Origin of the sequence: Streptomyces bikiniensis (genome assembly GCF_000716625.1) — a bacterium.
Taxonomy (GTDB): Bacteria; Actinomycetota; Actinomycetes; order Streptomycetales; family Streptomycetaceae; genus Streptomyces; species Streptomyces bikiniensis.
In genome coordinates, this window is the sequence record NZ_JNXJ01000016.1 from 63,612 (window position 1) to 76,566 (window position 12,955).

The following is a 12,955-nucleotide window of genomic DNA, read 5'->3' on the forward strand; positions in this document are numbered from 1 at the left end:
TCTCGGGCGATGTTCTGAACGGATACGTAGGCTCCATGGTCCCATGCCCGGCGGCCGACGCCCGGTTTGGGCGGTCGCGAGGGCGGCTGATACCGTGGACAGCTGTGCCTCGTCTGCCCTCTCAGCTCGCGGGGCGCTTCCAGAAGGAACACCGAACCTGTAAAGGCTCTTTTCGTGGCGAACATCAAGTCCCAGATCAAGCGGAACAAGACGAACGAGAAGGCGCGCCTGCGCAACAAGGCCGTCAAGTCGTCGCTCAAGACCGCGATCCGCAAGGCCCGTGAGGCTGTCGCCGCCGGCGACCTCGAGAAGGCCACCGTCGCCGCTCGTGCCGCCTCGCGTCAGCTCGACAAGGCTGTCTCGAAGGGTGTCATCCACAAGAACGCCGCCGCCAACAAGAAGTCGGCGCTGGCCACCAAGGTTGCCTCCCTCCAGGGCTGAGCTCTGATGTGACCGGCCGTACGGGACCCAGCGGGCCCTCTCTCCCGCTCCCGCCCGGCCACCCCGGACTCGCGCGCGGACGCGTTCGCCACGCGGGTGCGAGCCCACTTGATCGAACGTCGAAGGCCCTGTCGCCTCCTTCCCCAGGAGGCGACAGGGCCTTCTTCGTACGACGGGCCCTGCCGTGTGCGGCAGGTGTCCCTCGTGCGTCTACGTATACGTGTACGGGACGGGGCGGGCGTCCCTGTCCCGGGCGCCCTGTCCCGGACGCCGGGCCCGGTCAGACGTCCCGGCGCGTCCTCGCCGCCCGGGCCACCGCGACGACCGCCTTCTCCAGGGCGTACTCGGGGTCGTCGCCCCCGCCCTTCACGCCCGCGTCCGCCTCGGCGACCGCGCGCAGGGCCAGCGAGACCCCGTCCGGGGTCCAGCCGCGCATCTGCTGCCGTACGCGGTCGATCTTCCAGGGCGGCATGCCCAGCTCCCGCGCGAGGTCGGCGGGGCGGCCGCCCCGGGCCGAGGAGAGCTTGCCGATGGCCCGCACGCCCTGGGCGAGCGCGCTGGTGATCAGCACAGGCGCGACCCCGGTGGAGAGCGACCAGCGCAGGGCCTCCAGGGCCTCCGCCGCCCGCCCCTCGACGGCGCGGTCGGCGACGTTGAAGGAGGAGGCTTCGGCGCGGCCCGTGTAGTACCGCCCGACGACGGCCTCGTCGATCGTCCCGTCCACGTCGGAGGTGAGCTGCGTGACGGCGGAGGCGAGCTCGCGCAGGTCGCTGCCGATCGCGTCGACCAGGGCCTGGCAGGCCTCCGGCGTGGCCGAGCGCCCGAGCGCCCGGAACTCCTGCCGCACGAACGTCAGCCGTTCCGCCGGCTTGGTCGTCTTCGGGCAGGCCACCTCCCGCGCCCCCGCCTTGCGCGCGGCGTCGAGCAGGCCCTTGCCCTTGGCCCCGCCCGCGTGGAGCAGGACGAGGGAGATGTCCTCGATCGGGTCGCCGAGGTAGGCCTTGACGTCCTTGACCGTGTCGGCGGAGAGGTCCTGGGCGTTCCGCACGATCAGGACCTTGCGCTCGGCGAAGAGCGAGGGGCTGGTGAGCTCCGCGAGCGCCCCGGGCTGGAGCTGGTCGGGAGCGAGGTCGCGCACGTCCGTGTCGGCGTCGGCGGCGCGGGCGGCCGCCACCACCTCCTGGACGGCGCGGTCGAGGAGCAGGTCCTCCTGTCCCACGGCGAGCGTCACGGGACCGAGGAGGTCGTCGGGGGAAGTCTTCCTGGTGGCCATCGCGGTCCAGCATCCCACGGGCCGCTGACAGCCGCGCCCACCGGCGACCGCGTCCGCCGGCGGTCGCGCCCGTGCCCATGCCCGCGCCCATGCCCGAGAATGACGGGGTGAGCGAACGACACGTACTGGTGCTCCCCGACCGCGACGCGGCCGAGGAGGTCGCCGAGGAGCTTCCCGACCGCTTCGGGGTCGCCGAGGAACCGCAGCTCGTCCGGGACGCCCTGGCCGGGGAGGACGACGCCGAGGACGCGCAGTGGCTGGTGGTCGTCGAGGACCCGGACGGCCGGCTCGACCCGGCGGCCCTCGACGGCCTGGCCGCCGAGTACGAGGGCTGGCTGGAGGCCCCCTGACCTTCCCCGGCCCCGTCAGCTCCCCGGCTTCTTGGGCACGATCTGGACGTCGAGGTCGATGCTGATGCTGGACCCGACGGCCGCGATGCCGCGCGCGAGCAGCGTCTGCCAGGTGAGGGTGAAGTCCTCGCGGTGGAGCTCGGTGGTGGCGCGGCAGGCGCACCGGGTCTCGCCCTCCAGGCCGCTCCCGAGGCCCAGGTACCGGGTGTCGAGGGTGACCGTGCGGCTCACCCCGTGGAGGGTGAGCGCCCCGGTGACGGCCCAGCGGCTGGCGCCCCGGTGGGTGAAGCGCTCGCTGTGGAACTCCAGCGTCGGATACTTCCCGACGTCGAGGAAGTCGCCCGAGCGCAGGTGGTCGTCGCGCATCCGCACCCCGGTGTCGATGGAGGCGGCGTCGATGACGACGTGCATCGCGGAGTGCTCCATGCGGTCGGCGATGCGGACCGCGCCCGCGAAGCCGTTGAACCGGCCGTGGATCCGGGCCAGTCCGATGTGGCGCGCCGTGAACCCGATCTGCGAGTGCGCCGGGTCGATCTCCCAGTCGCCCGGCTCCGGGAGCGGGGGCTGCGGAGCGACCTGGAGCATGACGTCGCCGAGGCCGGTGTGGACGCCCTCGGCGACGACGGCGGTGCCGTGGTGCGGCGTGTAGCCCTCGGCGGTGACCGCGAGCCGGTACTCGCCGGCCGGCACGGTCGCGAGCGCGGTGCCGTACGGGTCGGTCTCCCCGGCCAGCACCTTGCGTCCCGCCGTGTCGCTGACGACGAACTCGGCCTGCCGGACGGGCTCGTGCACGGGGTCGAGCACCCGGCAGCTGAGCACTCCCGCCGAGGACGGGACGGTGAGGCCGGCGAGCGGTCCGCCCCGCGCGGCGTTCCCTCCGTGCTTCCCGAAGAGACGATCGAACATTCTTCACGCACCCCCGTGCGACTCGTTCATTGTGCAACGAAGTCGCATTCGATCACTGCTGGGGCGTTCGAGGCAAACCGGAGCAAGTGTCGGCAAGTGTTACCGGGAGTCCGAATTGACGCTCTCTTCCCCGTACGAAGGGCTGCGACACGACGGATCGCACGGCGGGCGGCGGGCCACTCGGCCGGCGCCGGGCTACGTGGCCGGCGGCGGGCTACGTGGTCGGCGGCGGGACGACGGGCAGCGCGTCGAGCTCGATGCCGAACAGCTCCCGGTACGCCTTCCGCACCTCGTCGTCCCCGCCGAGGATCCGCTCGTCGCGCTCGCCGTGGGCGCTGGCGATCAGCTTCCTGCCGCTGAGGGTGATCCGGCCGCCCTCCTCGGTGAGCCGGGAGCAGATGAGGGAGCGCGTGAAGTGCGAGTCGGGCGAGGTCCGGTGGTACCAGGCCCCGGCCGTGAAGTCGGCGAGCTCGCGCGGCCGGGTCTCCGCCAGGTACTGGGGCTTCCCGTCCCGCAGCACCTCCAGGTCGCCGTCGGAGGTCTCCGCGATCCGGAAGACACCGCCCGGGTCCTCCTGGTCGTCGCGCGCGTCGAAGGCCAGCGGGAAGTGGCTGTGGTCGCCGAACCCGACGTCGGCCAGCCACCGTTCCCCCTCCGCCGTCTCCACCCGCAGCGCCATGTGGTCGTACGGGATGCCCGGCTTCCCTCCCTCCCCGACGACCCGTGCCTGAAGCAGCTCGACCCCGTACCCGAGCCCCCTCAGCAGGACGGCGAACGCCGTGTTGATCTCGTAGCAGAAGCCGCCCCTGCGCGCGCCGACCACCTTGTCGAGGAGCGCCTTCCCGTCCAGGACGACGGGCTCGCCGAGGTGGATCGAGAGGTTCTCGAACGGCACGGTCCGCAGGTGGCGCAGGTGCAGCTCGCGCAGCGCGGCGGCGTCCGCGCGCACCGGCCGCTCCGCCCCGATGCGGCGCAGATAGGCCTCGACCTCGGAGGGGGCGGGAACGAAGGGCACGGGCTGCGCGGTAGGCCCCTGCGTCGCCGGGGGCTCGGACGGGACGGCGGGTGCCGGCTGTGTGGTCATACGAACAGTCTGCCGCCTCCCGCCCCCCGACCCGGCCCTTCGCGCCACCGATTCCCCTTCCCGTACGGGGAGTTCACCCGCCCTTCGCTACTGCCGTGAGCCCCCTCCCCGCCCCCGTCACCGCGATCGCCCCGTCCCGGTCGGTCCGCAGCACCCGCGCCCCGCCGTCCCGCAGCGCCTCCAGCGTCCGGGGCGACGGATGGCCGTACGGGTTGTCCCGGCCGGCCGACACGAGCGCGATCCTGGGCCGCACGGCCCGCGTCAGCGCCGGGTCCTGGTGCGCGGACCCGTGGTGGGCGACCTTGAGGACGTCCACGGGCGCGAGGCCCGGATGGACCCGCAGCAGCGCCCGCTGCGCCGGCGGCTCCAGGTCCCCGAGGAGCAGCAGGCTCACCCCTCCGACCGCACGGACGAGCAGCGCGACACTGGCGTCGTTGGGCCCCTCGAAGGGCCCCCCGACTCCCGGGACCCACCCGGCGTCCACAGCCCCCGGGGCCCTCCCGGCGGCCATGGCTCCCGGGGCCCTCCCGGCGACCATGGCTCCCGGGGACCTCCCGGCCACCGGCCACGGCCAGAGGACCCGCCACTCCAGGGCCCCGATCCTCCGCCGCTCCCCCGGCCCGGCGCGGATCACCGGCACCCCGGCCGCGGCCGCCGTCCGCCGCACGAACGCCGCCTGGGCGGGTGGTTCTTCGAGCCCCGTCGTCTGGATCGCCCCCACCGACCGCCCCCGCAGCACTCCCGGGAGCCCGGCCACGTGGTCCGCGTGGAAGTGGGTGAGCACCAGCAACGGCACCCGTCTCACCCCGAGTTCGCGCAGGCAGCGGTCCACCGGCACGGGGTCGGGCCCCGCGTCCACCACGACGGCGGAGTCCCCGCCCGCCGCGAGCACGGTCGCGTCCCCCTGGCCCACCTGACACATCGCGAACACCCAGTCCGGCGGCGGCCATCCGGTGGCCCACCTTGCCAGCGGCGCCGGCCGCACCACGGCGAGCAGGAGCAGGCCGACGACGAGGACGCCGAGCACACCCCGGTGCGGCAGCCTGCGCGCCCCGACGACCACGGTCGCGGTGAGCAGCGCGAGGGCTAGCCCGCCCCACCATCCGCCGGGCCAGGCCAGCTCCGCCCCCGGCAGCGCGCTCCCGGTGCGGGCCACCCACGCGATCCACCGGACCGGCCATCCCGCCACCCACGCCAGGCCCTCCGCCGCCGGCATCCAGATCGCCGCCAGGGCCAGCGCTCCGAACCCGCACACCGTCGCGGGCGCCACGGCGAGTTCGGCGAAGAGGTTCGCCGGGATCGCGACCAGGCTGACCCGGGCCGCGAAGACCGCCACGACCGGAGCGCACACCGCCTGCGCCGCCAGGGCGGCGGCCAGCGCCTCCGCCAACCGGCCGGGCACCCCGCGCCGCCGCAGGGCGTCGCTCCACCGGGGAGCGATCGTCAGCAGCGCCCCCGTGGCCAGGACCGAGAGCAGGAACCCGTAACTCCGCGCGAGCCAGGGGTCGTGGAGCACCAGGACGAGGACGGCGGCGGCCAGTGCGGGGACCAGCGATCTCCTGCGTCCCGTACCGATCGCGAGCAGCGCGACGAGGCCGCAGGCGGCGGCGCGCAGCACGCTCGGGTCGGGCCGGCAGACGATCACGAAGGCGAGCGTCAGCCCTCCCCCGGCCACCGCCGTGACCCGCAGCGACAGCCCGAGCCGGGGTGCGAGCCCGCCCCGCTCCGCCCGGTGCGCCCGCCCGGGCCGCCCGACGAGGAGGAGCAGCACGACGGTGAGGTTGCTTCCGGACACCGCCAACAAGTGCGTGAGGTCGGTGGCTTCGAAGGCGTCCCGCAGCTCGGGGCCGACCCGGGAGGTGTCCCCGACGACCAGCCCGGGCAGCAGGGCCCGCGCGTCGGGGTCGAGCCCCTCGGTGGCCCTCCGCAGCCCCGCGCGCAGCTCCCCCGCCGCCCGCTGCGGCGCGGTCGGCCGGCCCACGACCTGTGGCGGGGCCGAACCGTCGGCCTTGAGCACCGCCGCGAACGGTTCGCCCGGGTGCGCCGGCGGCGCGAGCCGGCCGCCGACCCTCAGCCGGGTGGAGGGCAGGAGCCGCAGCCACGCCTCACGCCCCTCCCCCGGCGGCACGATCAGCAGGACGGGCGCCCGGGTCCGGTGGGCCGTGCCGTCCGACCGCTCGACCCGGGTCACCTCGCCGTTCAGGACGACCGAGACCGGGGCCATGGCGTTGCCCCGCACCTTGGGCCGGGTGAGCCGCGGATCGGAGGTCACCGCCACCTCGAAGCGCGCCCGCGCGTACTCCTCGGCGAGGACCGGCACGGGCCCGCGCCGCAGGTCAGCCGTGTGCAGCCCCGCCGACGCGGCCCCGGCCGCGGCACACAGCAGGACCCCGGCCCACGCGGTGACCCGCAACCGCCGTCCGCCGAAGCCACCCGGCGGAGCGGCCCCACGACCGCCCTCGGAACCTCCGCGCCGCCCTGCCACCCCAGGGACCTCCCCGGAACCTCCGCGCCGCCGGACCGCGCCCCGTATCCCTTCCGGTCCTCCCCGCCGCCAGGCCGCTCCCCGGACCAGCAGGACCGCCGCCCCCGCCAGACAGGCCGTGACACCGGCCACCGCCCACCACCCGGGGACGCCCACGGCCCAGGCCGCCGCCGCCCAGGCCGCCGCCGCGAGGGGAACGAGCCGCAGATCGGCCGGCCCTTCCCCCCGGTCCGGCCCCCTCGGCTCCGCCTCCGCACCTGTCTCCGCTTCTCTCCCCGTCTCCGCCTCTCTCCCTGTCTCCCCCTCCATCCCCGTTCCTGCCCTCGTCCCCGTCCCCGCTTCCGTCCTCTCGGCCGGCTCCCCGCCCCGCTTCACGGCCGGACCAGTGGTTCGAGGTCGGCGAACCGCCGCTCGCCGATGCCACTGACCTCCCGCAGTTCGGCCACCGACCGGAAGCCGCCGTGTTCCGTGCGGTGGTCGACGATGTGCTGGGCGAGGACCGGCCCGACGCCCGGAAGCGTGTCGAGCTGTTCCACCGTGGCCGTGTTGAGGCTCACCGGCGTCCCCGGAGCATCTCCCCCTCCAGCCGCTCCCCCGCTCCCGGGACCCGGCGCGGCGACCTGCGCCCCCGGCACGTCGACCAGGACCTGTTCGCCGTCGGACAGGACACGCGCCCGGTTGATCCCGGTGAGGTCGGCGCCGGACCGCACCCCGCCCGCCGCCCGCAGGGCGTCCGCCACCCGCGACCCCGCGGGCAGGGTCAGTACGCCCGGCCTGCGCACCTTCCCGCCCACGTCGACGACGACCTCCCCGCCGGAGGACACGGACGGGACGGGCGGGACGGGCGGGACGGGTGGCGGTCCCACCTCCTCCCGGGCCTCCGGCTCCGGCCCTGACCGCCCGGTGGACGCGACCGTCGCGGGGGCGGCCCGGACGAGTTCGGGGGCGCGCACCGGCTCCGGCCGGCCCGTCCAGAAGTAACCGCCCGCGAGCCCCGCGGCCACGAACAGGACCACCGTCAGCGCGGCCAGCGTCCTCGGCTCCAGCCCGCACCGCGTCTGCACCCACAACGGGAGCCGGTCGCGGGCCCCCGCCACCAGCCGCTCCCGCACCCCGGGCGGAGGGGCAGGTAGAGCGGTCCGTCCCGGGGTCTCGGCCGTCTCCGCCCCGGTGGGCGGCTCCGTCGGGAACAGGGCGTCCCCCCGCCGCCGTACGACACCTCCGGGCACGTCGGACGGCCGTCCGGCCCGGATGCGCCGCCGTCCTCGCCCGGGAGGCGAACCGCGCCCTCCGGAACGACCCCGTCCGTCCGAACCGGCTGCCCTCCCGGGCCCGCTCGTCGGACCGCGAGACGTCCTCACCGCCCCAGGGGCAGCCGTATCCGTATCCGTGTCGATGTCCGTGGTACCGACGGCGGTGGTGGCGGCGGTGGTGCTCGATGCGATGGATGTACGAATCGTCATGCACGTGACGGTAGGGATCGCGGACACCCCGTGCCGGGCTCATCCCGGGTCGGTGGACAGCGGCCCCGCTGTGGAAAACTCCGTCACCCTCACGGGCGACGGACGCACGACGGGCCCACGACGGACTCACGACCGACGCACGACCGACGCACGGCCCGGGGGCTCAGCGGGGCGAGACGACGACCGCCAGGAGCCCGGGTCCCGTGTGGGCGCCGATGACCGCGCCCACTTCGCTGACGTGGAACTCCCCGATCCCCGGGATGCGCTCCCTGAGCCGGCCGGCGAGCGTGGCGGCACGCTCCGGCGCGGACAGGTGGTGCACGGCGATGTCGACGGCCCCGGAGCCGGCCCGCTCCACCGCGATCTCCTCCAGGCGCGCGATGGCCTTCGAGGCCGTCCGCACCTTCTCCCGCAGCTCGATCCGCCCGCCGTCGAGTTCGAGGAGGGGCTTCACCGCGAACGCCGAGCCGAGGAGCGCCTGCGCGGTGCCGATGCGCCCGCCCCGGCGCAGGTAGTCCAGGGTGTCGACGTAGAAGAAGGCGGAGATCCCGGCGGCGCGCTTCTCGGCCGCCGCGACCGCCTCGTCGAGCGAGCCCCCGGCCTCCACGGTCCGTGCCGCCTCCAGGGCGCAGAAGCCCAGCGCCATTCCCATCATGCGGGTGTCCACCACGCGTACCGGCACGGGGGCGTCCTTCGCGGCGAGGACGGCCGCGTCGTAGGTCCCGGAGACCTCGGCGGACAGATGGAGCGAGACGATGCCCCGCGCACCGGCCCCGGCGGCCTCGCGGTAGGTCTCCGCGAAGACCTCGGGGCTGGGACGGGAGGTGGTGACGGACCGCCGCTTCTGGAGGGCCTGGGCCAGGGCCCCGGCCGAGATCTCCGTGCCCTCCTGGAGGGCGCGGTCGCCGATGACGACGGTCAGCGGGACCGTGGTGATGCCGTGCCGCTCCGTCGTCCGGGGTGGCAGGTAGGCCGTGGAATCGGTGACGATCGCGACATGCCGGGACATGAGCGGGAGGTTACCCGCAGGAGCCCCCGCACGGCAGCCCGGCCCCCCGACGAGCCGCCGGGCAGGCCCCGGGACGATCGTGGCGTCAGGTGGTGGTCTCCGGGCGGGTCGACTTCTCCCAGGGGTACGCGGTCAGCCGGGGGTCGGGCCCCGTGATCGCGGACGGCTCGCTCCGGGGCCCGGCGTCCGCCGCCCGGCCGGTGGCCCCGGTGGGGGTGCCGGCAGGGCGTCCCCGCTCCTCCGTGCCGGCGGAGGCCGCGTCCGGCGCGGGCTCCGGGTCGGTCCAGTGGCGCAGGGCTCCGGCCTCGACGTCGATCTGGGCGCTGAGCGTCGACAGGTCGTCCTCGGCGAACCGCAGGGCCCGGTCCCGGGCGGCGCGGCGCAGCGCGTCGGCCGAGCTCGTGATCCGCTCGGTCCGCGCGGTGAGTTCGGGGAGCTGTCCGGCCACCCACGCCCGGTCGGGCTCCCGCTCCAGGCGCTTGAGGTCCGCGTCGAGTTCGAGGCCGTGCGCGCTGAGCCGGTTGAACAGGTCGAGCGACTCCTTCAGCGAGGCGTCCTGGCCGACTCCCGCCTGCAGGGCCTCCTGCGTGGCGCGCATCGAGGTGCGCAGCGAGAGCCGCAGCCGGGCCAGCTCGCCCGCGGCCCCGGCCTGGCCGAAGCTCTTGGCCCGCAGCGTGGTGTCCTCGACCGTGCGCCGGGCCTGGTCCAGGGTGCGGTCGACACCGCGCTTGGCGGCCTTCGTCACCTTCACGGCGGCATACACCCCGAGCGCCACGAAGGCGACGAAGAGCAGCGCCATGATCGTGAGAATCGCGGCTTCCATGGGCGCCCCTCCGGCATCGGTCGACTCACCACACGATTGTGGTTCCTCCACGGTAAACGGAACGGGCAGGCCGGGGGTTCCATCGGAACCCCCAACCTGCCCGTAGGGGAAACCCCTATGCGCGGTCGGTCACCGGTCGCGCATCAGCCGCCGCGCGCGCCGGCGATCACGCCTCACCGACCGCACGTCAGCCGTTCCCTAGCCCGCGACGATGTTGACCAGCTTCGGCGCGCGCACGATCACCTTGCGGATCTCGGCACCGCCCAGGGCCGAGACCACGTGCGGGTCGGCCAGGGCCAGGGCCTCCAGGTCCGCGTCCGTGATCGACGGGGAGACCTCCAGGCGGGCCTTGACCTTGCCCTTGATCTGCACGACGCAGGTCACGGTCTCGTCCACGACGTACGCCGGGTCGGCGACCGGGAAGTCCTGGTGGACGACCGACTCGGTGTGGCCCAGCCGGCGCCACAGCTCCTCGGCGATGTGCGGGGCCAGCGGGGCGACCAGCAGCACCAGTCGCTCGGCGACCGTGCGGGAGACCGCGCCGCCGGACTTGGTCAGGTGGTTGTTCAGCTCGGTGATCTTGGCGATGGCGGTGTTGAAGCGCATCGCGGCCATGTCCTGCGCGACGCCGTCGATCGCCTTGTGCAGGGCGCGCAGCGTGTCCTCGTCGGGCTCGGCGTCGACCACGGTGACCTCGCCGGTCGACTCGTCGACGATGTTGCGCCACAGCCGCTGCAGCAGCCGGTACTGGCCGACCACCGCGCGCGTGTCCCAGGGGCGGGACACGTCCAGCGGGCCCATCGCCATCTCGTACAGGCGCAGGGTGTCGGCGCCGTACTCGGCGCAGATCTCGTCCGGCGTCACGGCGTTCTTCAGGGACTTGCCCATCTTGCCCAGGACGCGGGAGACCTTCTCGCCCTGGTACCAGAAGCCGCCGTCGCGCTCCTCGACCTCGGCCGCCGGCACGGCGATCCCGCGCGCGTCCCGGTAGACGAAGGCCTGGATCATGCCCTGGTTGTACAGCTTGTGGAAGGGCTCGGCCGAGGAGACGTGGCCCAGGTCGAACAGGACCTTGGACCAGAAGCGCGCGTACAGCAGGTGCAGCACGGCGTGCTCGGCGCCGCCGACGTACAGGTCGACGCCGCCGGTCGGCATGCCCTCGCGGGGACCCATCCAGTACTGCTCGACGGCCGGGTCGACCAGCTTCTCGGAGTTGTGCGGGTCCAGGTAGCGCAGCTCGTACCAGCAGGAACCGGCCCAGTTGGGCATGGTGTTGGTCTCGCGGCGGTACTTCTTGGGGCCGTCGCCCAGGTCCAGGGTGACGTTCACCCAGTCCTCGTTGCGGGACAGCGGGGTCTCCGGGCGGGTGTCCGCGTCGTCCGGGTCGAAGGTGCGCGGCGAGTAGTCGTCCACCTCCGGCAGCTCCAGCGGCAGCATCGACTCGGGCAGCGAGTGGGCGACGCCGTCCTCGTCGTAGACGATCGGGAAGGGCTCGCCCCAGTACCGCTGGCGGCTGAACAGCCAGTCGCGCAGCCGGAAGTTGACCGTGCCCTCGCCGATGCCCCGGTCGGCCAGCCAGGTGGTGATCCTCGCCTTGGCCTCGGTGACGCCCAGGCCGTCCAGGGAGATCTCGTCGTTGGCGGAGTTCACCAGCTTCGCCTCGTAGGAGGCGAAGGCGTCGTCCCAGGTGGACGGGTCGGTGCCGCGGTCGTCCGAGGGCTCCACGACGCAGCGCATCGGCAGCTCGAAGGCGCGCGCGAAGGCGAAGTCGCGGCTGTCGTGCGCCGGGACGGCCATGATGGCGCCGGTGCCGTAGCCCATCAGGACGTAGTCGGCGATGAAGACCGGGACCCGCTCGCCGCTGACCGGGTTGGTCGCGTACGCGCCGGTGAAGACGCCGGTCTTGTCCTTGGCCTCGGCCTGGCGCTCCACGTCGGACTTGGAGGCGGCCTGCTTGCGGTAGGCGTCGACGGCCTCGGCGGGGGTGGCGTGGCCACCGGTCCACACGTCGTGGGTGCCCTCGGGCCAGGCGGCCGGGACGATCCTCTCGACCAGGTCGTGCTCGGGCGCCAGGACCATGTAGGTGGCGCCGAACAGGGTGTCCTGGCGGGTGGTGAAGACGGTGATGGACCCGGCGTCGCCGACCTGGAAGTCGACGCGGGCGCCCTCGGAGCGGCCGATCCAGTTCCGCTGCTGCAGCTTGATGGCCTCGGGCCAGTCCAGCGCGTCCAGGTCGTCCAGCAGGCGGTCCGCGTAGGCGGTGATCCGCATGTTCCACTGGCGCAGCTTGGACTTGAAGACGGGGAAGTTGCCGCGCTCGGAGCGCCCGTCGGCGGTGACCTCCTCGTTGGCCAGGACGGTGCCCAGGCCGGGGCACCAGTTGACCGGCGCGTCGGAGGCGTACGCCAGGCGGTACTCGCCCAGGACGTCGGCGCGCTCGGCGGCGTTCAGCTCGCTCCACGCGCGCGTGGTGCCGGGGACCTCACGGGTGCCGTCGGCGAACTGCTCGACCAGCTCGGCGATCGGACGGGCCTTCCCGGCCTCCGTGTCGTACCAGGAGTTGAAGATCTGCAGGAAGATCCACTGGGTCCACTTGTAGTACTCCGGGTCGATCGTGGCGAACGACCGGCGCTTGTCGTGGCCCAGGCCCAGCCGGCGCAGCTGGACCTTCATGTTCTCCATGTTGGCCTCGGTGGACACCCGCGGGTGCGTGCCCGTCTGCACGGCGTACTGCTCGGCCGGCAGGCCGAAGGCGTCGAAGCCCAGGGTGTGCAGCACGTTGTGGCCGGTCATGCGCGCGTGGCGGGCGAAGACGTCCGTCGCGATGTAGCCCAGCGGGTGGCCGACGTGCAGTCCCGCGCCCGAGGGGTACGGGAACATGTCCATGATGAACTTCTTGGGGCGCGCGGCGACCGCGGGATCGCCCGCCAGGTCACCGGTGGGGTTCGGGGCCTCGTAGGTGCCCTCGGCGTCCCAGAAGTCCTGCCAGCGTGCCTCGATGTCGGCGGCCATGGCCGCCGTGTAGCGATGCGGGGCCGCCGTCTCGGCGGCCGTATTGATCTCGGTCATGGTCCTTGAAGCTCCATCGATCGTCTCTGCCCACGGCCACTGACTGCCCGAA

At 74.1% G+C, this 12,955-nt stretch carries 10 protein-coding genes; 2 read left to right on the forward strand and 8 right to left on the reverse strand.

The features are described from left to right. The first annotated feature begins 174 nt into the window (after positions 1-174). Positions 175-441 (forward strand): 30S ribosomal protein S20, encoded by a 267-nt coding sequence (rpsT, locus tag OO47_RS15560; protein WP_030211082.1) that lies wholly within the window; start codon positions 175-177, stop codon positions 439-441. 280 nt (positions 442-721) lie between these two features. On the opposite strand, the gene holA is transcribed toward rpsT, so the two are convergent. Next, a complete protein-coding gene (gene holA, locus OO47_RS15565; protein ID WP_030211084.1) occupies positions 722-1,714 on the reverse strand; it encodes a DNA polymerase III subunit delta in 993 nt (330 codons plus the stop codon). Positions 1,715-1,803: 89 nt separating this feature from the next. Here holA and OO47_RS15570 point away from each other — a divergent pair, with 89 nt between their 5' ends. Then, positions 1,804-2,064 carry a hypothetical protein gene (locus OO47_RS15570; RefSeq protein ID WP_399610894.1) on the forward strand — a complete coding sequence of 87 codons (261 nt, stop codon included), beginning with the start codon at positions 1,804-1,806 and terminating at the stop codon, positions 2,062-2,064. 15 nt (positions 2,065-2,079) lie between these two features. Here OO47_RS15570 and OO47_RS15575 read toward each other — a convergent pair whose 3' ends face one another. From OO47_RS15575 to leuS, 7 genes are all read right to left on the reverse strand, one after another. Then, a complete protein-coding gene (locus OO47_RS15575; protein ID WP_030211088.1) occupies positions 2,080-2,970 on the reverse strand; it encodes a YceI family protein in 891 nt (296 codons plus the stop codon). A 214-nt stretch (positions 2,971-3,184) separates the two neighbouring features. Then, positions 3,185-4,054, reverse strand: a complete 870-nt coding sequence (locus tag OO47_RS15580) for an arylamine N-acetyltransferase family protein (RefSeq protein WP_078489671.1) — start codon at positions 4,052-4,054, stop codon at positions 3,185-3,187. A 73-nt stretch (positions 4,055-4,127) separates the two neighbouring features. Next, the gene (locus OO47_RS15585) at positions 4,128-6,848 is read right to left on the reverse strand and encodes a ComEC/Rec2 family competence protein (protein WP_078489672.1); all 2,721 of its coding nucleotides are present in this window, start codon (positions 6,846-6,848) and stop codon (positions 4,128-4,130) included. A 62-nt stretch (positions 6,849-6,910) separates the two neighbouring features. After that, the gene (locus tag OO47_RS15590) at positions 6,911-7,636 is read right to left on the reverse strand and encodes a helix-hairpin-helix domain-containing protein (protein ID WP_051715748.1); all 726 of its coding nucleotides are present in this window, start codon (positions 7,634-7,636) and stop codon (positions 6,911-6,913) included. A 529-nt stretch (positions 7,637-8,165) separates the two neighbouring features. Next, positions 8,166-9,011: a DegV family protein gene (locus OO47_RS15595; RefSeq protein WP_030211110.1), complete on the reverse strand. Its 846-nt coding sequence runs from the start codon at positions 9,009-9,011 to the stop codon at positions 8,166-8,168. A gap of 85 nt (positions 9,012-9,096) precedes the next feature. Continuing rightward, positions 9,097-9,834, reverse strand: a complete 738-nt coding sequence (locus OO47_RS15600) for a hypothetical protein (RefSeq protein WP_030211114.1) — start codon at positions 9,832-9,834, stop codon at positions 9,097-9,099. Between the two features lie 198 nt (positions 9,835-10,032). Beyond that, the gene (leuS, locus tag OO47_RS15605; protein WP_030211117.1) at positions 10,033-12,903 is read right to left on the reverse strand and encodes a leucine--tRNA ligase; all 2,871 of its coding nucleotides are present in this window, start codon (positions 12,901-12,903) and stop codon (positions 10,033-10,035) included. Positions 12,904-12,955 lie beyond the last annotated feature (52 nt).

Excerpts from the sequence above, each read along its gene's own strand:
- holA (WP_030211084.1), bottom strand. The coding sequence starts at position 1,714 with ATGGCCACCAGGAAGACTTCCCCCGACGACCTCCTCGGTCCCGTGACG.
- OO47_RS15570 (WP_399610894.1), top strand. The coding sequence starts at position 1,804 with ATGCCCGAGAATGACGGGGTGAGCGAACGACACGTACTGGTGCTCCCC.
- OO47_RS15575 (WP_030211088.1), bottom strand. The coding sequence starts at position 2,970 with ATGTTCGATCGTCTCTTCGGGAAGCACGGAGGGAACGCCGCGCGGGGC.
- OO47_RS15580 (WP_078489671.1), bottom strand. The coding sequence starts at position 4,054 with ATGACCACACAGCCGGCACCCGCCGTCCCGTCCGAGCCCCCGGCGACG.
- OO47_RS15585 (WP_078489672.1), bottom strand. The coding sequence starts at position 6,848 with ATGGAGGGGGAGACAGGGAGAGAGGCGGAGACGGGGAGAGAAGCGGAG.
- OO47_RS15595 (WP_030211110.1), bottom strand. The coding sequence starts at position 9,011 with ATGTCCCGGCATGTCGCGATCGTCACCGATTCCACGGCCTACCTGCCA.
- OO47_RS15600 (WP_030211114.1), bottom strand. The coding sequence starts at position 9,834 with ATGGAAGCCGCGATTCTCACGATCATGGCGCTGCTCTTCGTCGCCTTC.
- leuS (WP_030211117.1), bottom strand. The coding sequence starts at position 12,903 with ATGACCGAGATCAATACGGCCGCCGAGACGGCGGCCCCGCATCGCTAC.